Origin of the sequence: Halotia branconii CENA392 (assembly GCF_029953635.1) — a bacterium.
Lineage (GTDB): Bacteria > Cyanobacteriota > Cyanobacteriia > Cyanobacteriales > Nostocaceae > Halotia > Halotia branconii.
Window position 1 is genome coordinate 4,103,966 of the sequence record NZ_CP124543.1, and the last position, 18,981, is coordinate 4,122,946.

The 18,981-nt window shown below is 41.5% G+C and carries 12 protein-coding genes; 8 read left to right on the top strand and 4 right to left on the bottom strand.

The window, feature by feature from the left end:
- The first annotated feature begins 162 nt into the window (after positions 1–162).
- Both QI031_RS18055 and QI031_RS18060 read left to right on the top strand, forming a co-directional pair.
- Entirely contained in the window at positions 163–1,578 is a 1,416-nt protein-coding gene (locus QI031_RS18055; RefSeq protein WP_281481040.1) for an isochorismate synthase, read from the top strand.
- A 99-nt stretch (positions 1,579–1,677) separates the two neighbouring features.
- The gene (locus QI031_RS18060; protein ID WP_281481041.1) at positions 1,678–1,899 is read left to right on the top strand and encodes a hypothetical protein; all 222 of its coding nucleotides are present in this window, start codon (positions 1,678–1,680) and stop codon (positions 1,897–1,899) included.
- Positions 1,900–1,994: 95 nt separating this feature from the next.
- Here the strand turns inward: QI031_RS18060 and QI031_RS18065 are convergent, their stop codons facing one another.
- Positions 1,995–3,299 (bottom strand): glutamate-5-semialdehyde dehydrogenase, encoded by a 1,305-nt coding sequence (locus QI031_RS18065; protein ID WP_281481042.1) that lies wholly within the window; start codon positions 3,297–3,299, stop codon positions 1,995–1,997.
- Between the two features lie 190 nt (positions 3,300–3,489).
- On the opposite strand from QI031_RS18065, the gene QI031_RS18070 reads away from it, so the two are divergent.
- The 5 genes from QI031_RS18070 (at position 3,490) to QI031_RS18090 (ending at position 6,658) form a co-directional block, all read left to right on the top strand.
- On the top strand, positions 3,490–3,978 hold the full coding sequence (locus tag QI031_RS18070; RefSeq protein ID WP_281481043.1) for a hypothetical protein: 489 nt from the start codon (positions 3,490–3,492) through the stop codon (positions 3,976–3,978).
- Between the two features lie 224 nt (positions 3,979–4,202).
- Complete coding sequence (gene cysE, locus QI031_RS18075; protein ID WP_281481044.1) at positions 4,203–4,967, top strand: serine O-acetyltransferase; 765 nt, start codon at positions 4,203–4,205, stop codon at positions 4,965–4,967.
- 21 nt (positions 4,968–4,988) lie between these two features.
- The gene (locus QI031_RS18080) at positions 4,989–5,651 is read left to right on the top strand and encodes a Na(+)/H(+) antiporter subunit B (protein ID WP_281481045.1); all 663 of its coding nucleotides are present in this window, start codon (positions 4,989–4,991) and stop codon (positions 5,649–5,651) included.
- 129 nt (positions 5,652–5,780) lie between these two features.
- Complete coding sequence (locus QI031_RS18085; RefSeq protein WP_281481046.1) at positions 5,781–6,242, top strand: DUF3598 family protein; 462 nt, start codon at positions 5,781–5,783, stop codon at positions 6,240–6,242.
- A 101-nt stretch (positions 6,243–6,343) separates the two neighbouring features.
- Entirely contained in the window at positions 6,344–6,658 is a 315-nt protein-coding gene (locus QI031_RS18090) for a YkvA family protein (RefSeq protein WP_281481047.1), read from the top strand.
- Between the two features lie 145 nt (positions 6,659–6,803).
- On the opposite strand, the gene ygfZ is transcribed toward QI031_RS18090, so the two are convergent.
- Both ygfZ and QI031_RS18100 read right to left on the bottom strand, forming a co-directional pair.
- Positions 6,804–7,790 carry a CAF17-like 4Fe-4S cluster assembly/insertion protein YgfZ gene (ygfZ, locus tag QI031_RS18095; RefSeq protein WP_281481048.1) on the bottom strand — a complete coding sequence of 329 codons (987 nt, stop codon included), beginning with the start codon at positions 7,788–7,790 and terminating at the stop codon, positions 6,804–6,806.
- A gap of 494 nt (positions 7,791–8,284) precedes the next feature.
- Positions 8,285–9,019 carry a phosphoadenylyl-sulfate reductase gene (locus QI031_RS18100; RefSeq protein WP_281481049.1) on the bottom strand — a complete coding sequence of 245 codons (735 nt, stop codon included), beginning with the start codon at positions 9,017–9,019 and terminating at the stop codon, positions 8,285–8,287.
- 330 nt (positions 9,020–9,349) lie between these two features.
- On the opposite strand from QI031_RS18100, the gene QI031_RS18105 reads away from it, so the two are divergent.
- Complete coding sequence (locus QI031_RS18105) at positions 9,350–9,979, top strand: type I restriction endonuclease (RefSeq protein ID WP_281481050.1); 630 nt, start codon at positions 9,350–9,352, stop codon at positions 9,977–9,979.
- 185 nt (positions 9,980–10,164) lie between these two features.
- On the opposite strand, the gene surE is transcribed toward QI031_RS18105, so the two are convergent.
- The gene (gene surE, locus QI031_RS18110; protein WP_281481051.1) at positions 10,165–18,951 is read right to left on the bottom strand and encodes a 5'/3'-nucleotidase SurE; all 8,787 of its coding nucleotides are present in this window, start codon (positions 18,949–18,951) and stop codon (positions 10,165–10,167) included.
- Between the last annotated feature and the right edge of the window lie 30 nt (positions 18,952–18,981).

The window sequence follows — 18,981 nt, forward strand, 5'->3', positions numbered from 1 at the left end:
AACCCAAAGTAGGGCATGGCTTGCCAGCGTCTGAGAACACCACAAACAAGACAGACCATACTCTGGTGAAATGGCAACTTAATATGTTACCTGTAGAAATACGACCACGTTTAATTACACTTTAGGAAGATAACTTAAAAAAAGTTTACTATTGCTAAATCCATGACAGTTTCACCATGTCGTAACAACTTCTTTGTTAAACACAAAGATTTATATCAATTTCTGTTATCCGTTCAAAAAAGTTGTCTCAAAAATGATTGCAAGCAAATTGTCAGTATTTCGCTAGATATTGACTGGGTAGATCCTTTAGTTGTATTAGATCAACTTACGCAAGCAAATGAAATAAATTTTTACTTTGAGAATAAAGGTAAAGAAGAAGCGATCGCAGCCATTGATGCTGTAGCAAAATTGCAAGTTGATGGACAAGAGCGTTTTATGCAAGCTGAAGATTTTATCAAATCTTGTCTAAAAAATATAGTTAATTTTGGTAATATTAATCAACCCTTTGCAGGTTCTCATTTTTTTTGTTATTTCAGCTTTTTTGATCAAAATTCTCAAGTCAATTATCCATTTCCATCTGCTACTATTTTCCTACCTCGTTGGCAAATAGCTGTTAAGAATCAGCACTGCACATTAGTAAATAATATAATTGTCAACGCCAGGGTAGATGTGCAGAAGATTATCCAAAATTTGCAGAATAAGCTGAAACTTATAGACTCTTTAGAGTATCATTCTTCAAAGCTTGATTATTTTCCTGTAAAATATCGTAAAAAACCTGTTACTAATTCTGCACAATTTAAACGCTCTGTTGTATCTGCCCTAGAAAAAATTAATTCTAGTCGTTTAAGTAAGATTGTGCTGGCTGATGCATTAGATGTCAAATCAAAAAATCATTTTAACTTATATAAATCTTTAGATAATCTCCGACAAATACATCCTAACTGTTATATTTTTTCTACCAGCAATGGTAAAGGACAAAACTTTATTGGAGCCAGTCCAGAAAGATTAATTAGTATTCATAACCAACAGTTAATTACTGATGCTTTGGCCGGTTCTGCACCTAGAGGTAAAACCCCAGCCGAAGATGCAGCTAATGCGAATCATTTACTTAATAGTGAAAAAGAAAGACATGAACATTTGCTAGTGATTGATTTTATTACACAACGCTTATCACAGTTAGGTTTGTTACCTCGAATACTAGCACCACGCTTGCGACAATTATCTAACATTCAGCATTTATGGACACCAATTAGTGCCGTAGTTCCTACTAACGTCCACCCATTAAAGATTGTCTCCCAACTGCATCCGACACCAGCCGTTGCCGGTGCAGCCAGAGATGTCGCCTGTGCCGAAATTCGTCGTTATGAAAGCTTTGAGAGAGGTTTATATGCTGCGCCTCTAGGTTGGATAGATTCTCAGGGAAACTGTGAATTTATAGTTGGCATTCGTTCAGCATTGATCGATGGCGATCGCGCTAGGTTATATGCTGGTGCTGGGATAGTCGCTGGTTCCGATCCCGAAAAAGAGTTTGCAGAGGTACAACTTAAGCTTCAAGCTTTACTCAAAGCATTAGTTTGAAGCTGCAATATAATCTATTTCTTACTTATGACAGTTGTTCTTTTTTGCTGCTACTGCCAAAGTTAGATATGAGTACATAAAAAATGAGTTTTATATATTGTGTTTTCACCTTGGCAACTTCCAATTCCATTGGGAGAAAATACACCAGTTCGTGTCACCGTCTACTTTTTCTGGAATAGCCAATGGGTTCCAATCAAGTTTTGTACCTTGGAGAAAGCAGTCCAGCTTTCCTATAAAGCATTATCCTTCGATAAGGAAATTTTTTTATTTCCTGTTGACTTAGATCCCAACGATTTTTATAGCACTCGTGAGGTAGCTTAGTAGCTGTTGTAATTTATGCCCATCAGATTGAGTTAGGAATCAGGAGTTGAGAAAACTTCTGACTCCCAGTTTTTTAGCTCAAAACTTAAGATTGTTTATACAAAATCTTGATGAGTAAATGCCTTAGCATTAGCTCCAGTATAACTTGCTACAATATGACCATTACCTGTCATTTGATACTTGTATGTCACCAATCCTTCTAAACCCACAGGGCCACGAGGAGGCATTTGTTGAGTACTAATCCCTACTTCTGCACCAAAACCGTAGCGGAAACCATCAGCGAAGCGAGTCGAACAATTATGAAATACATTCGCTGAGTTGACAGTTCCAAAGAAAGTTTCCACAGCCGTAGCATCTTCTGTAACGATCGCATCAGTATGACGAGAACCATAATCATTAATATGAGCGATCGCATCTTCTAGAGAATCCACGATTTTAATCGACAAAATATAATCGCTGTATTCTGTCTCCCAGTCTATTGCTGTAGCAGCCACAATGTTAGGTAAAATAGCCAAGGTGCGTGTATCACCTCTTAATTCTACATGGCATTCTTGCAAAGCCTGGGCTACTTTTGGTAAGAATTTAGCAGCAGTCGATTGATGAACTAACAAAGTTTCAATCGCATTACAAACAGCAGGATATTGTGCTTTCGCATCGACTGTAATGTCTACAGCTTTATCCATATCAGCCATTTTATCTATATAGAAATGACAGATCCCATCAGCATGGCCTAATACTGGAATCCGCGTATTTTCTTGGACAAATCTGACAAAAGAATTAGAACCTCTCGGAATAATTAAGTCTACATATTTATCTAAATTTAAAAGTTCTCTAGTTTCTTCTCTAGTGGTTAGTAACTGTACAGCATCCGGATTAACAGCTGTTTGAGATAATCCTTGTTTAATTGCTTTAACTATTGCTTCACAAGAACGAACAGCTTCTTTACCACATTTTAAAATTACGCCATTACCCGATTTAATCGCCAAAGAAACAATTTGAATTGCTGCTTCTGGACGTGCTTCAAAAATAATTCCTAAAACACCCAAAGCACAAGTAATCCGCTTCAAAATTAAGCCTGTATCGAGTTCGCGGTGAATTTGGATTTTACCTACTGGATCAGCTAACTTGCCGACATCTCGCACTCCTGCGATCGCATCTCTTAACTTATGTTCATCTAATTGCAAACGTTTATAAAGTGGCTGGGGAATTACTTCCGCAGCAGCTTGACAATCAGCAAGATTTGCTTGCAGTATTTCATCTTTTGCCAATTCTAAAGCTTGAGCGATCGCTTCAATCGCTTGATTTTTAGTGTCAGTAGAAGAAATGGCCAGCTTAGTTGCAGCTTGACGGGTTTTTTGAGCGATCGCAATTAAAGGAGAAGCAACTTGAAAAGTAGTCATCTGACAAAATAATTTTTCAGAATGGGAAAATATTTACCTTTTTCTCATCCTATCAACCTTAGTTAATCATTGAGCATAGTCTAGTTGTGGCACATGAAAATGTGCCACATAAAGCAGGGGTATCTCTGGAATTTTTCAAATAAAATATGTATATATCATTACAAATATAAAAGCCTGTTGGAAACTTAATATGAAATATTGTCGCCCCCGACTTAATTTTCGAGGCGGTTGGTTATTAGCTGTACTGACCGCTATAACTACTACACCTGTAATAGCAGAAACACCAAACTTTAGTACTTTTAGTCTTGCACCAGACTTTGAGCAAATTAAGGGAAAAGTTACAGGCTATACAGGCGGTTCTTTTTCATTGTCTGCTTTAAGTAACCGCGATCGCGATCGCAAAGCCTGTATTGGCTTCGCCGATCCTAAACCCGATCACATTATGATTTTAGAAAAAGACTTTTCTCACCTCAAAATATTAGTCAACAGTCGCGGCTTTGATACTACTTTACTTATTCAAGGGCCAAACGATAACATTATTCGCTGTGGTGATGACACTGGTAAAAGTAAAGATGCCAGCATTGATGACCTCGACTGGAAAAAAGGAACCTATCGAATTTGGGTTGGTACTTTTAACGCTGGTGTCAAACGTAACTATACTATAACCGTCAAGCAGTAAGCAGAGGGACTAGGGGCTAGGGGCTAGAGGCTAGGGAAGAAGCAAGAAAAGAGGAAAAAGATCAGGGAGCAAAGATTATGAACAAATTCAAGACATTCTTCATTCCCCTCTGCACCCTGCACCCTGCCCCTCTGCTTCTTTACCCATGCCCAATTGATAAAGATTACCCTTGAAACGATAATATGGGAGGGTAAGCTAGTTTTGCTTTCCGAGGGTATTATCTCGTGCTATCTACACTACGTGCTGACTTTCGTATCATATTTGAGCGTGACCCAGCTGCCCGTAACTGGTTGGAGGTCTTGTTCTGTTACCCCGGTTTGCAAGCCCTGCTATTTCATCGACTGGCTCACTGGCTGCATCATGTTGGTATTCCCTTTATCCCCCGCCTGACTTCTCACATCGCTCGGTTTTTGACCGGAATTGAAATTCACCCAGGCGCAACAATTGGACAGGGTGTGTTTATTGACCACGGTATGGGTGTGGTCGTTGGTGAAACTGCGATCGTAGGCGATTATGCTCTAATTTATCAAGGTGTCACTTTGGGAGGCACAGGGAAGCAATGCGGTAAGCGCCACCCTACTGTGGGTGAAAATGTTGTTGTAGGAGCTGGAGCGAAAGTACTAGGCAATATCCAAATTGGCAACAATGTCCGTATTGGCGCTGGGTCAGTTGTTCTGAGGGACGTACCTTCTGACTGTACTGTAGTCGGTGTACCCGGTCGTATTGTCTACCGCTCTGGAGTGCGGATTGCTCCTCTAGAACACAGCAACTTGCCAGATTCAGAAGCTGAAGTCATTCGCGCTTTAGTTGACCGCATTGAGTCGCTAGAACAACAAATCCAACATCTCCAAGGACTTCATTCTCCTGCAAAAACTCCTGTCTTATCAGATAACTTAGCTGCCCAAAACGGTCAACTAGTACAAGAGTCTCCTGTGTGTAATCTCCGAGATAAAGCAATTCAGCAGTTTCTAGATGGTGCTGGTATTTAGTAAATTATGAACGGAGCATCTATGAAATGGATTTACATTGTTGCGGGGATAGCTTTGTTTGTCAAATTCTTGATTATGCCCAATCCTGCACCAGACTTACAGGATATTTCTATCGTTGAAACGGTTGTCCAAGATAGTGGCATACCTAATGGAGTTTCGGGAATCATTTTCAGGAATCGGCTGTATGACACTATCTTTGAGGTGGTGGTATTTACGATCGCCATCATGGGTGCATACTTTCTCCTAGCGAATGAAAAACCATTAAGCACAGTTTATCGTTTCACCGATCAACCATCCATTATACTGGCGCGTTTGGGTGCGACCATTACCGCTTTAGTCAGTATCGAACTAGCAATTCGGGGACATCTGAGTCCTGGCGGTGGTTTTGCGGCTGGGGTAGCTGGTGGAACGGCGATTGGTCTTGTGGCAATTACCTCATCTCCAGAATGGATGCAAGCAATTTACCAACGCTGGCACGCCGCTATGTGGGAGAAAGTTTCGGTACTGATTTTCATTGTATTGGCGGTCATAACTTTAGTCGGAGTAGAGTTACCCCACGGAGAGATGGGCGCACTAGTTAGTGGCGGAGTTATTCCCTTACTAAATATTTTAGTTGCTATTAAAGTTGCATTGGGTTCGTGGGCAGTTATTTTAGTTTTTATTCGTTATCGGGGATTGTTGTAAGAGTTGATAAAATACGTTTTGGTTAAGATTGTTTGATAGATCAAAAAGACGTGATAAATTACCATCTTGTCAATAATCAATCCATCATCAAGAAAAAGTAGATAGACAAATTTTGTTTGTATTAGTAATATGCCAAAACAATTGAGTGATTTTCAGGTTTTTCCTAAACATGTTGGCACTTGGTCAGGTTACTGGATCAGAATGGATGCTAATGCTCAAGAGACAGAACGTTTTGAAGCAGAAATCACCCAAAAGATAGTTGATAATCAATGGCTACAAACAAATACTTACTATTACGCCGATGGTCGAATTGTCACTAACGATTTTGTTGGGAAGGTAATTAGTAATGATGAAATAGAAATAGAAGCATTAGATGTTCCTGCATGGGGAGGTTTTACCACTATTGCACGGGAACATGCAGATAACATTATCATTTTTAATGTCTGGAATAAAGCTACGGGTAATTTATTGGCAACGGAAATGATTAATCTTGTCAATCAAGATAATAAATGCCGTACAAGCCAAAGTTTTACAGAAGATGGAAAATTGAAAGGTTTGATGTTAATAGTTGAGAAACGGATATCTAATTAATTGATGACGAGTAGTATCTTCCAGACTAACAAGGGCGGTTATTCCCACCGGGAATTTATAACTTAATCTGTCAAGATTAAAAATAGCTGGAGGTTAAAAACATGAAATTTTCAATCCAATCGCTTTACAGTTGGTATCGCAACACGCTTCGTAATCCTAAGTACCGTTGGTGGGTAATTTTAGGAACACTAGTTTATTTGATTAGCCCTATTGATATTGCCCCAGATTTTTTACCTATTGTCGGGCAAATTGATGATGTTTTTCTTTTGACATTGTTAGTTTCTGAAGTGTCTGGGCTAGTGATTGAAGGCTGGAAAGCTCGTAAGGGTGTCACTGATACTGAAGTTGCTTATACTTCAGAAGGTTCTACTTCTCAAGCTAGCACCATTGATGTTGATGCGGTCTCTGTTAAATAGATTTTTCTATAAATTAAATATCATAAAACCCTTACCTTTGTTGTCTGCTATTAGCTTTAATACTGAGGTAGGGGATATTTTTTGCTAGCGATTGATCGCCTTTACTGAGAAATCAAATCGGATTACTCACTTGATCCAGCAACATCTAATCAGGGTAATCGTGAGAAACAAAGGGAATTTCTACTATTTCACCCTCGGTTTCTCCTATTTGAACTTTCAAACCAACCCCACCAGCTTTGCTGCGAACATAACCCAATCCGAAGTAACCATCAGCAGTTTCGGTGTAACTGGTAAGTTTGCCAACTTTTTCATCTCCAACTGCGATCGCACTTCCTACTTCAGCAGGAGCATTGAGGCGGATACCCCAAAGGTGTTGTTTTACACCTTTATATGTGTTTAATCTCGCAATGGTTTCTTGACCAATGTAGCAACCTTTGGTGAAAGAAATGGTTTGCCATAAACCAGCTTCTAGAGGGTTGTAATCATCTGTGAGTTCCAAATCTGGGACTGGACGACCTTGTAGTACGCGTAACGTATTCCAGGCGCGATCGCTCAATTCTACTGCCCCTAATTCTAAAATTTGATTCCACACCTGCTGTTTTTCGGAAGCTGGTAAAATCAGCGTATATCCCGCAGAAGCTAAGCCGCTACCTACTGCAACTATGATTTCCTCTTTAACTAACAAATGATTACCGTAGGGTTGACCAATAATTGCTTTAGCACCCAGCTTTTCTATGACAACATCACTTTTTGGCCCAATCAAGCTGAAGGTTGCGGTTTCGCTGGTAATATCTGTTAATTTCACTTTGTCAGCAAAGAAAATATAACGATCTAACCATTGCATCAAAAATTCACAACGATTAGGTGAAACCAGTAGTAATACTGCATCATCAAGAACGTAGGCTGTGACTAAATCAATTGTACGGGCGGTGGATGTCACCATGACAGTATCACAGCCTTGTCCTGGTTTGAGGCTTTGAAAGTCGTTAGTACTTTGGTTGTGTAAAAACCTAATCCGGTCATCATCAGAAACACGGATTCTTCCCCAAAGTGAGCGATCGCATATAGCAACTTCTTCTGTCGCTGCTTGGATGGCTGCTATGTCTTTACCGTCAATTGCAGATGTTGGCATAGTGATGAAGAGTTGCTTAGTTTCAATGTTTCTGCATTGAAAATCTTAGCAAATAAAAGTTTGCAGCTTCAATGATGTAGAGATGTATCATGTTCAAAAGACTTATCATTAAGACCGCAGGGGGGCAGCACTTCGGCTCCTTTCGACTGCGCTACTTCGGCTACGCTCAGTACAAGTCAAGGCAAGACGCTCAGTGACCGAAGAAGCGGAGGGGCAGGGGGTTCTTAGCTTTCTTGAGCAAGCCCTGTCCTAGAGCCGTGGAACGCAGCGGAACATGGAGAGAAGTCTGAGCGGAGGCTTCCTCCGATCAGAACTTCGGGGTATGTTCGCGTAGCATGTCCAAGACTTGCCCCGCCCTTACTTCGACTACGCGGTAGTTGAGCGTAGTCGAAACTCAGTAACCATCTAGGGCGCTCGAACTAATGCGGAGTACAAGCTCGTCTGGTGTTTTCCCCATTGCTCCCTGCTCCCTGCTCCCCTGCCTCTTTTGACGACTATTTTTGTAAATTACCAAGGTGTAAACCACACTCTTTAGCAGTGGATTCTTCCCACCACCAGCGACCTTCCCGTTCATGCTGGTTAGGAAGCACAGGTCTGGTGCAAGGTTCACAACCAATACTGACAAAACCGCGTTCGTGCAATTTGTTGTAAGGTACATCTAAGGCGCGGATGTATTCCCACACTTGGGCAGAAGACCAATTTGCTAAAGGATTGAATTTAATTAGTTGATGGTCTGGGGTAGAAAAGGCGGTATCAACTTCAATGACAGGGATATGATTACGGGTGCTGGGACTTTGGTCTTTGCGCTGACCTGTAATCCAAGCATCAAGGGTATTCAGTTTGCGGCGCAGTGGTCTTACTTTTCGGACACCACAGCATTCTTTGTGTCCATCCTGATAAAAGCTAAACAATCCTTTTTCTGATACTAAGGCTTGTACTTCTGCTGCATCGGGGAACATTACTTCTAATTTAATTCCATAATGTTCTCTTACTTGATCCAAAAACTGATATGTTTCTGAATGCAAGCGTCCCGTATCGAGTGTAAAAACTTGAAAGTTTTTAGAAATTTTTGAGGCAATGTCAATCAAGACAACATCCTCAGCGCCGCTGAAAGAAATTGAAATATTGTCAAAAGTTTCCAAAGCAAAGTTAAGAATTTCCTTTGGTGTTGTTTTACTATATTCTGCTTCTAAGGCGGCAATATTTAAATCTGTATGGGCGGCTACCATGTCTTCACGTTCTCATCTTTCTTACCCCAAATTTTACCAATTTCAGATGCTGTTATACTAAATTCTAATCAAACAATCCTATATTCATCTGTTGGATAAACTATTTTATACTTTATTAGGACTTACGCACAGGCAACGTAAAATCTAACCGCAGAGGACGCTGAGAACACAGAGAAATAAGAGTTTCAAAGAGTTATTGCGTAAGTCCTATTTATTAAAAGCAGTTTTTTTGATGACTGCAACAGATTTTGGCAGCTACATGTTCTAAATAAGTTGATGTGTTATTACTTTGAATTATCCTAATATTAGGCGAGTAGTATAAATTTAAGCATGACCACAAGCATAGCCATTGCCAAAAAAATTACTACTCTTCATCAAGTTGAGGAGAAACTGGGGTTAACACTAAGTGGTGATAGTCAATTTTTTAGCGAATGGACAACAATTTTACCAGCATTAAGTGAAGCAGAGCAAACAAGATTAGAACAAGTTCGACAAAACTATCTTTATCAAATCTCCTATGGAAGTCTTTTAGAAGAAACTATCAAAATGGTCGTGCTGTCGCCCTTACTTGAACTTGCTCTTTTCTATCAAGCACCTTACAGATTTAAAACCGAAGTATCCGTTGAGATTGAAGCACAAGGAGATAATGAGGAGATTTTACGAGGAAGAATTGACGCTTTAGTTTTACAAGCTAAATTATGGATTGTCCTAATTGAGTCAAAAAAAACGATCTTTGATTTAGAATTAGCAATTTCCCAAACATTAGCTTACATGGCTGTTCATCCCAAACCAGAACAACCTCTGTATGGCATGATTACCAATGGCAGTAGCTATTTGTTTATTAAAACTTTAGGTAAACAGTATGGTATTTCCGATTTATTTGCCACGCGATCGCGATATCATAACAATTTATCTGAAGTTTTAAAAATCCTTAAGCATTTGGGTAAAATTATTACGTAATCTTAAGTCTACGACTACGAAAAGTCAGCAGTTAGTAGTCAGTTGTCAGTTTTTTTTGCTACTGACTACTAACACCGTCCGGTGGCAGGACAACTATCCTGGACACTCCTCGTTCGCGAGACTCGTCTCTGAAACAGAAGAAGTGGGCTTCCTGCCGCCTTTGGTAAGAAAGACTAGCAAACAGACTAAGCTGAGAAAACAAAGTCGTTTGCTGTCAGGCTAGTTGATGTAATTCCCAGTAATGAAACTAGTTCAGTAGTTCCTGTTTTGATCACAGTATCGCTACACTGTTGCACTAGTGTTAAAGCATTAAACTGAGTAACGCCAATACCACCAATGCCAATTACATCAATTCCAGATGTAAAGTCGGTGATAATGTTTTTGCTAGTTGGGAGACTGGCGTTCGCAACCCAGAATTGGTCAGCACCAGCGCCACCAGTTAAACGGTTATTACCTCCTTGACCAGCAAATAAAATATCATCACCACCGCCACCAAATAGGGAGTCATTGACATTAGAAAATAAGATGTCATCGCCGGAACCACCGTAAAGACGGTTATTGTTACCGCCACTTTTGAGGGTGTCGTTACCTGAACCGCCATAGAGAAATTGACGAGAACCTTCAATTACTTCCAAGTTGTCATTACCTGCTTCTCCAAACAGATTATTGCTACCGTTAGCTTCAACTACGGTAAGTTGATCGTTACCTGCACCACCATTAACAGTAGTATTTTTAGCAGGACTATTAGCACCAATAAAGACTTGATCATTATCATTGCCTGTTGATACTGAAGAGTCACTACCTGCAAATACCGTATCGTCACCGTTCCCAGTCACAATGGTATTACCTGTGGTAGCCTCGACGATATCTGCACCATCTCCTGTAAATAAGGTTTGGTCAGGTTGGAGATTGTTGGTAGAACCAAATTGAATATCTGGTTTCTTAGCTGGGTCTACTTCAAATTGGCTGACAATTTGCGGTTGACGGTTGGTAACTGCACTAGGATTAGCTGCTAATTCCTCACGGGTGTAGGGTTCAATTCCATAAGTTGTGACAGTTAGCTTTTGAGTTTGGGGGTCAATATCAAACTTAGTCCAGCCGTAGGTTTGGGTGGCGACGTAATCTCCTTGTATGAGTTTGGCGCTAATTAAGCCGTTAGCTTGGGGAAGATTATTATTTAAGCCCACAGGGTCATAACCTAGAGGAGTTAAACCAGCATTTATCGCCTGCTTAATGAAATCGTCTTTGTCGTTGGGTAAACTATCGGCATCATTGGCAACAGGTAGGGAGTCGTAGAATGCTTTTTGTTCGGGATTGAGAAAGTCCGCTACTGTGGGGCCAAAAGGTGCATCGAAGGCAACAGAACCAGTACTAATTTCAAAGGCACTGGTAGCAATTTGTGGTTGACCCGGTGCTAATTGGTAGGTGAGATTATTGACTAATGTGCCGTGAATATCAGCAGTCACAAAGACGACATTGTTGATGTTGTTATCGTGGATGAACTTAAGAATTTCGGTGCGTTCGGCAGCGTAACCTTCAAAGCGATCGCTTGCAGCAGCTACCCCTAAATTCTGGATTGGTTCTGGAACCATAATAAACTTCCAGGTGATGCCATTGTTCTTGGCCTGCAACAAGTCGCGCTTAAGATCCTCAATTTGCTGGCTTCCTAATAATGTGCGATCGCTATTAAAAGACTTGCCCAGATAATCGGCTACTTGCGCCGGATCATTGGGGTTAGCAATAGCTGGTAATTCTGGATCTCGGAAAGAACGCGCATCTAAAACGAAAGTGGCCGCATCACTGCCGTAAGTATTATAACGGTAAAGTTTGCGTTCTCCATCGGTGCGGGCATCACCTGTTTGACCATAAAATTGGTCGCTGATGGGGTTGTATTCTTGGAAGGCTTGCAGACCGTTTTCATATAGTGGCGAGTCGTTGACTAACCCGGAAGTCGCACCGTATAAGGCTTGGTCTGCGGCTGAAGCAGTTGCTAAATTCTCGCCGCCTTGGAAGTCGTTGACTACTTCGTGGTCATCAATTGTGGCCAAGATAGAGGTCGAAGCTCGTAAATCTTCCCAGGTATTTTTGCCGTAGCGATCGCTGTAAACTTCCGCTTGTTTGGCACGGTAATCTTCTAAAGTTATAGCTTGGGCTTTTTCTGTACCATCTGGGTTTTTCAGTCCGGGTGAGGGAAAGTCAGCGTAGATGGTATCGCCAAATTCCAAGAAGAATTTCAGATTGGCATCATCTGCGTTACTGATGGCGGGATAAGGTGCTAATTCGCCACGCCAGTCGCCAGAGACACCGAATGTTAATCCTGCTTTCGTGCCAAGTGTTGCAGCTGTACTAAACTTGCCTGTTGCTGTTGCCCCTGCTGCATCTGTAACTCTGTAGTAATATTGAGTTCCTGCTTGCAAACCAGTAACTTCAACTTTCACAGGTTGATTTATATTCGTAACGCTAGCAGTTTTTGTGCCAGCGATCGCCTTAAAGTTAGCATCGGTGGAATATTCAAATGTTACTTCACCAGGGAAGATACTCCGCGCCCAAAGAACTGTCGAGTTTTGGGTAGTGTCACCGCTAGCGATCGCATTTACAGGAAGTTCTCCGGCAGCGTTGGCGACTTGTTGACGGTTAGTTTCAGTAGCACTCCAATTACCATCAATCAGTGTGATTGTAATATTTCTTGCTAAAAATCTACCGCCTTCTGATTCTAAATCCCCTGTACCTGTATTGCTGGAAGCACCTAAAGTCAAACCAGGAACACCAGGCTGAATCTCCGAAACATTTAAACCGAGGCTGCTAGCTTGGTCAAATTTAGTAACTGCAACCCCAGCAATTGTACTGAGTTCGGCAATATCGGGGTTGTAAGCAGGGATATTGATATTTAAACCTACCCCTTTTGGTAGTAAATTTGCATTTCTACCTTGGGTGGCTTGGAGTTGGTTAATCGCATTAACTACTAACCTCGCACCAATTTCGTAAGCATTTTCCGTGCTGGATGTGTCGCCTGTTTGTAACCCAGTTAAATCTATGCCAGCACTAACTGCGATCGCGGGGATGCCATTTTGCAGTGCTGTCACCGCCGCGCTGAGTGTACCAGAAGAAATGGCATCTAAACCGATGTTTTCACCTTCGTTAATCCCGGAGATCACCAAATCAGGTTTAGCGATATTCTCTTTGTTGGGGAAAATGTAATCAAGTCCCGCCCAGGTGGTAACAACCGGAGTACCATCGACATACCATTTGTTTTGACTGGAATCAAATTCCGCAACTTCGGTATTTTGGAAAATTTTATCGGTGTTGATGGAAGTTCCTTTGCCGCTTTGCTGGTCTTTTGGTGCGACTAAAATGACATTGTGACCAGCAGCCGTTAAAGCTTTATAGAGAACGTCAATACCTTTGGCTTGATAACCATCGTCATTCACCAGCAAAATATTTAACGACTTCCTAGCAGTTTCAATGGGGTCAGTCAGACTTGGGGGTGTGAGGTCAAGGCGAGAACTGATTTTGGGACGTTGATCTAAAGTTGTACCCCAATCACCATCAAAAGCAGTTACCGTCACCCGATTTGCTAAAAACTGTTCGCCTTCCGATAACGGTTTTGGTGTTGTGCCATCAGGTAAAGAATTTTGCGTATAAATTATGCCTTGACCTGTGCCGAAGTTAGGCGGTAATTCCCCAAATTTGAAGTCAAAACTACCTGCACGATCAAACTCTGTAAAAGCTATACCTTCAATTTGGTCAGTTGCCGGGATATTGACGTTTAAACCAATGCCTTTTGGTAATAGACCTGAATTATTACTTTGTTTTGCTTGTAATTCGGAAATCAAATCAACGACGTAATTAGCACCAACATCGTAAGCTTTATCAGTACTAGGGTAGCCTGTGCTACGTTCTGCCGTCTTAATACCCGCACTCACTGCGATCGCCGGAACGCCTTGATTTAATGCTGACACCGCCGCGCTAAGAGTCCCGGAAATGATTCCTTCTAAACCGAGGTTTTCGCCTTCGTTAATCCCAGAAATGACTAAATCGGGAGGATTATCTTTTAAAATGTAATCAATTCCCGCCCAAGTTGTCACAACTGGTTTGCCATCGACGTACCATTTATTCGGTTCGTAGTTAACAACCTCCAACGGTCTACCAAATTTATCAGTATCGAGGGCTGTACCTTGACCGCTTTGCTGTTGCTTGGGTGCAACCAATGTTACATGATGACCAGCCGCAACTAATTTGTTGTAAAGAACATTAATTCCTTTTGCTTGATAGCCATCATCATTTACTAATAGGATGTTTAGCGATGGCTGGGGTTTAGTAACCGCGATGTCATGAGGTAATTCCAAAATGCCGAGTTTTTCAGGTGTAGACCCGGCAATTTGGAAATCGTTGTCGTTAATTAAAGCTAAAGTGTTGGGTGCAACTAATGCTAAACCCTCTAATTTTTCTACCCCGGTGTAACCTAACTGGGCAGCATTAGCTATCAGGCTTTTGCTGACAGGAGTAATTTTGGCAGTAGTTAACTCAGCCGGAGTTAGTTGTTCAATAGTTTTCCCATCTGGCAATCTAAAATTAGCAGGATTATTGATATTTGTCGCTTCTGCTAAATCAATTTGATAGATTAATTTGTTGCCAGCATTCGTACCATTATCATCTCGTTCTACGACTGCGAATTTACCATTACCGAGGGAAACTGCATCGCCAATTTTGTCTGTTGCTGGTAGACCTTCGAGGAGATATAAGTACTCGCCTGTTACCTGATTGCTGATAATATCAAACTCTAAAATCCTCAAATTACGAGAAGCTTTAGAAGTTGCATCATTAGCAACATCAGGATTATCGATGGGGCTTTGAATAAAGGCATAGAGTTTAGAACCCTCCAAAGCCACAGCTTCAAATCCCCGGTTGTTGCGGCGTTGGGCGTAAACTTCTGGTAATACCTCAGTGCCAAAAGTACCCGCGCCCTGATCTGGATTTGGTGCGGTTGCAGTGCCTTTGGGAATAAACCGATCAATTAATTTACCGTTACTATCAAAGTGGTAAATCGCTGGACGGTATTCATCTACCAGCCAATAATCACCGTTTTCTGCAACTGCAATTCCCTCTAAGTCTGCACCTAAAGGATCGTTAGGTAGGGGATTGTTATCTAAATCAACGCCAATTTCATCTGTGTAGGCTGTTCCATTCTCCCCAGCTTGCAGATTTGGTAATCCAGTTAACGGAGTTGTACCATCTGGTCGGAATAATCCAGTGCGCTTGGTAATGGTAATTTCGCCTGTGGTGCGGTTGAGTTCAAAGCTGACGATTTCTGGTTGAAAATCGGGTAATAAAAATGGTCTATTTGCGCCAACAGGTTCACCATTCGGGCCACGATCTGTGTGGGTAACAAATCTCAAATTACCGTTAGGTGCAATTCCTTGGAAGTACAACCCAGAAAAACCACCCAAGAAAATATCTTCACCTTGAGAAGTTGTACCTAACTTTGGTAAGTCTGTAAATTCATAGTTAGTCAACTTGGGTTGGGCAACAGGATTACGCGGATCGTAACTACTGGTATCAATATTTAAAGGAGTAGAAAAGGCGTTAGCGATGTTTTCCCAAGGTACTAACTTGAAGTTAGTGTTGACATTTTCCAGTTCGCCTTCATCTAGGACTAGTTTGGCTGGTTCATTGTTACCATCTTGAGTAACAAATAAACCGTAGGGAAAGTTAGACCCCAATGGCACATTAATTACATCTGCCCCATCAGATTCTTGTACACTATCAATTGCCCCATTGCTACCAACGACAAAGTTACCCACATATTCGTTGTTACCTTCACGGGTGTAGGCAACAAAGGTGCTATCACCTTGGCTGGACGCTAACAGATAGCCTGTGCCATTTTTGCCGTAGTAGATTGTTAAACCTTCCACATCAGCGGTGAGATGATTACCGCCCAAGTCTTTGACTGTATCAATTAGCTTGCCAGTTGTACCGCCGTTGGGTTCTGCTTGGAACTTCCAAATACCGACATTTTCTTGACCAATGTAAAGAAAACCAGTCTCTTGGTCTACTACCATGCCCTCAGTTTGCGGATCACGTTCGCCTAGTGCAGGTATAGTAAATTCTCGTACTCGTTCGTAGCCAATTTTGCCATTACCTTGGTCGGTTAGCTTGAACTGGGCTATATCTCCGGTTTCGCGGCGACTAGTAAAGACGTAGTAATCGTTAGTTATAGGACTACGATATAAAGCTAGTCCGTAAGAACTGCGGGAGGATGAAGAATAAGGAGAAGCAAAAGGTGAAGATTGAAAAATCGTACTAATATTGCTATCGGTAATATCTTCTAAATATTCACCAGGGATGCTGGGATTGGGGTTAATCTTGAATATTGCTAGTTTATCGTTACCGCGATCGCTGGCGACAGCAATATCTATTTTTTTCCCACCTAATTTAAAACCATATTGCAAATCAATGTTGTTGTAGCGAATATCACCCGGATTAATCGTCTGCAATAACTTCCCAGATAAGTCATAAACCCGCAAACCGGCATTTTTGACCGAGGTTAATACTAAACTGTCAGCAGAGTTGTTGGCGTTGACATAAATAGCAGGATCATCAGCATCAGCATTTTGATCTACTGGGGCTTGTGTCGGATCTTCGTCGTCAAATAAATCGGGACGGGTTTCTAATCTGGGTATAGCAGTAGGTACTAAATCTGCATTCAAAGTGAGGATTTGGGTAAACTGGCTATTACCAAAGTTGTTATCACTCACCAATACAATTGACTGACTACCATCGGCTAATTTAGCGCCAAAAGCAAGACCTTCAATGTTATCTACTCCCGTGGGATGATTAGCGTCAGTAGGGAGATTTAAATCATTTAAATTTAACAGTAAACGCTTTTGGGCTGGTTGAATAGCAGCTAATTGAGTTTCGCTTAAACTGCTGAGTGAGTCGATGCTGCTAATATCCGTTGCACCTTGTAAAGTGACTTCGTAGATTTTAATTGTATTGCCTACGCCCACAGCATAAGAACGTTCCAATGCCAAAAAAGTGCCACGATTATCTATTGCGAGTAAATCCACCAAACCATTATCACTAAATTCTGTTTCCGGTTCTGGCGTTACAGCTGCATCTGTAATGTAAAGGTATTCTTTCTCTGGCTGTCCACTTACCAAGTTATATTGCAGAATCCGCGATCGGCTACCACTAGTAGTAGATACCCTCGAACCATCTTGGAAGAGGGCGTTTTCTGTAGCGGTGAATAAAGTTTTTTGGTCTGGTGAGATAGTCAGACTTTCAAACGCCAAATTATTGTAAACGCCTGATATTTGGGTATCATCAGCATCTACAACACCATTGTTGTTAGTGTCTTGCACTACTGGTAAAAACTTAGTAGGGACAGGTAAAGAAAGTATTTCTTGCCCCGTAGTGAGGGAAAATTCTTTAATGAAGGGATTGCTAACCCGACCAGCACCAAGATTTACTTCGCCTTCTGAAGATATGAAAACTGTGCTGTTATTAGTTAAAGCAATGCCTTCCGGGTCGAGACTATTAAGGGCAAAAAAGTTGCCATTACTATCTTTTAGGGGTGTGACATTAGTAAAAGTCACCTGATCATCAGTAGTAAAAGTATAAAAACGGGCAGGGGCAACTTGTGAGCGATCGTCGGAGATAGCATAATAGCGATTGTTAGCAGCATCGTAAGTCACACCAGATAATCCCCCTAATGGTGTTGATACTCCATTTACAGTACCCGCCACACCAGAAGGAATAAAACCTGTCTCAAAAATTTGCTGTCCTACAAATCCTGCATTGGGAATAGTTTTCCCTGGTTCAGTTGCGCCAACCTCCACATCTGCAAAGACTAACCGATGGTCAGAACTAGGGAAAGGAAAAGTCCCTACTAGAGAAAATGTCGGGTCAGTATTTAAAGGCCAAAAAACTGCCGAGTTAGTAATTTTCAAATCACTTGAAGGCAATACATAATCTGTCCGCAGATTTCCGGGGGCTGTATCAGCGAAGTCTGCGGTGTCAAAACTAGGATTACCTTGTTGAGTAGCGTTTGCACCACCTTGTAAATCCGCTTGTTGCCGTCCACCAGCACTACTGGGAATAAAATTGGTATTAATACCTGGGTTTTGCAATAATTGCCGGATAGCATTGTCAAAACTGTCACCATCTACCGGGTCAGCATTTTGATCACCCATAATTACAAAGCGCGAACCAGCATTCAGACCGCCCTTTTTACCCTCATCATCATAGATGTAATCACCTTTACCAGGAGTAATATAATCTGCCCAAAAGCGAATTTCATCATGGTTGCGTTTACCATTGCGGTCTTCCAAACCATCAAAAGTAGGAGGCGTAGGGTGACTCACCAAAACATGAACTGTCTCCCCATTTACCTGAATTGGTACATCCCAATGACTCTTAGAAGACAGACGCAAAGCATTTTGTTCCTCCGAAGAATACCAAGATATACCAGAAGCATCGGTGATAGTAGGCAGCAAAGAATCCGGCATATCCTGCCACAGGAAATTTTGGAAAGTCCGCACATTAGCCGTATCAATAGGATACTTAGACAACAGCAACATGCCAAATTGACCAGGAAAATTCCCAAACCCGAAAGCATCATCACCGTATCCCGGTGCGCCTGGAATCGTAACTACATTACCGTCATTATTCAAATCAAACCCAGAAACAACCCCAGTATTAGAAGGCGCAATATAAAAATAAGGATAATCAACAGCACCTACACCATTTTGACTAACCCCAAGATAATTTTGTTGAAACAACCGCACCGCTTCAGGATCATAATCAAACTCATTAATCAACAGCACATCCGGATTATTACGCTGAATAACTTCCGCAACCGCCCTCGCCTGAACATTATCACCACCAGACAAATCACCAACCAACTGACCTTCAGTATTCCGATTCAGCGAAGCATTAAACTGAGAAAACCGAACAATATTACTAGTGACCATATCTTTCTTTGCGTCTTTGCGCCTTTGCGC

Coding starts and splice junctions, on each gene's coding strand:
- QI031_RS18055 (WP_281481040.1), top strand. CDS start 163: ATGACAGTTTCACCATGTCGTAACAACTTCTTTGTTAAACACAAAGAT.
- QI031_RS18065 (WP_281481042.1), bottom strand. CDS start 3,299: ATGACTACTTTTCAAGTTGCTTCTCCTTTAATTGCGATCGCTCAAAAA.
- QI031_RS18070 (WP_281481043.1), top strand. CDS start 3,490: ATGAAATATTGTCGCCCCCGACTTAATTTTCGAGGCGGTTGGTTATTA.
- QI031_RS18080 (WP_281481045.1), top strand. CDS start 4,989: ATGAAATGGATTTACATTGTTGCGGGGATAGCTTTGTTTGTCAAATTC.
- QI031_RS18085 (WP_281481046.1), top strand. CDS start 5,781: ATGCCAAAACAATTGAGTGATTTTCAGGTTTTTCCTAAACATGTTGGC.
- QI031_RS18090 (WP_281481047.1), top strand. CDS start 6,344: ATGAAATTTTCAATCCAATCGCTTTACAGTTGGTATCGCAACACGCTT.
- ygfZ (WP_281481048.1), bottom strand. CDS start 7,790: ATGCCAACATCTGCAATTGACGGTAAAGACATAGCAGCCATCCAAGCA.
- QI031_RS18100 (WP_281481049.1), bottom strand. CDS start 9,019: ATGGTAGCCGCCCATACAGATTTAAATATTGCCGCCTTAGAAGCAGAA.
- QI031_RS18105 (WP_281481050.1), top strand. CDS start 9,350: ATGACCACAAGCATAGCCATTGCCAAAAAAATTACTACTCTTCATCAA.
- surE (WP_281481051.1), bottom strand. CDS start 18,951: ATGGTCACTAGTAATATTGTTCGGTTTTCTCAGTTTAATGCTTCGCTG.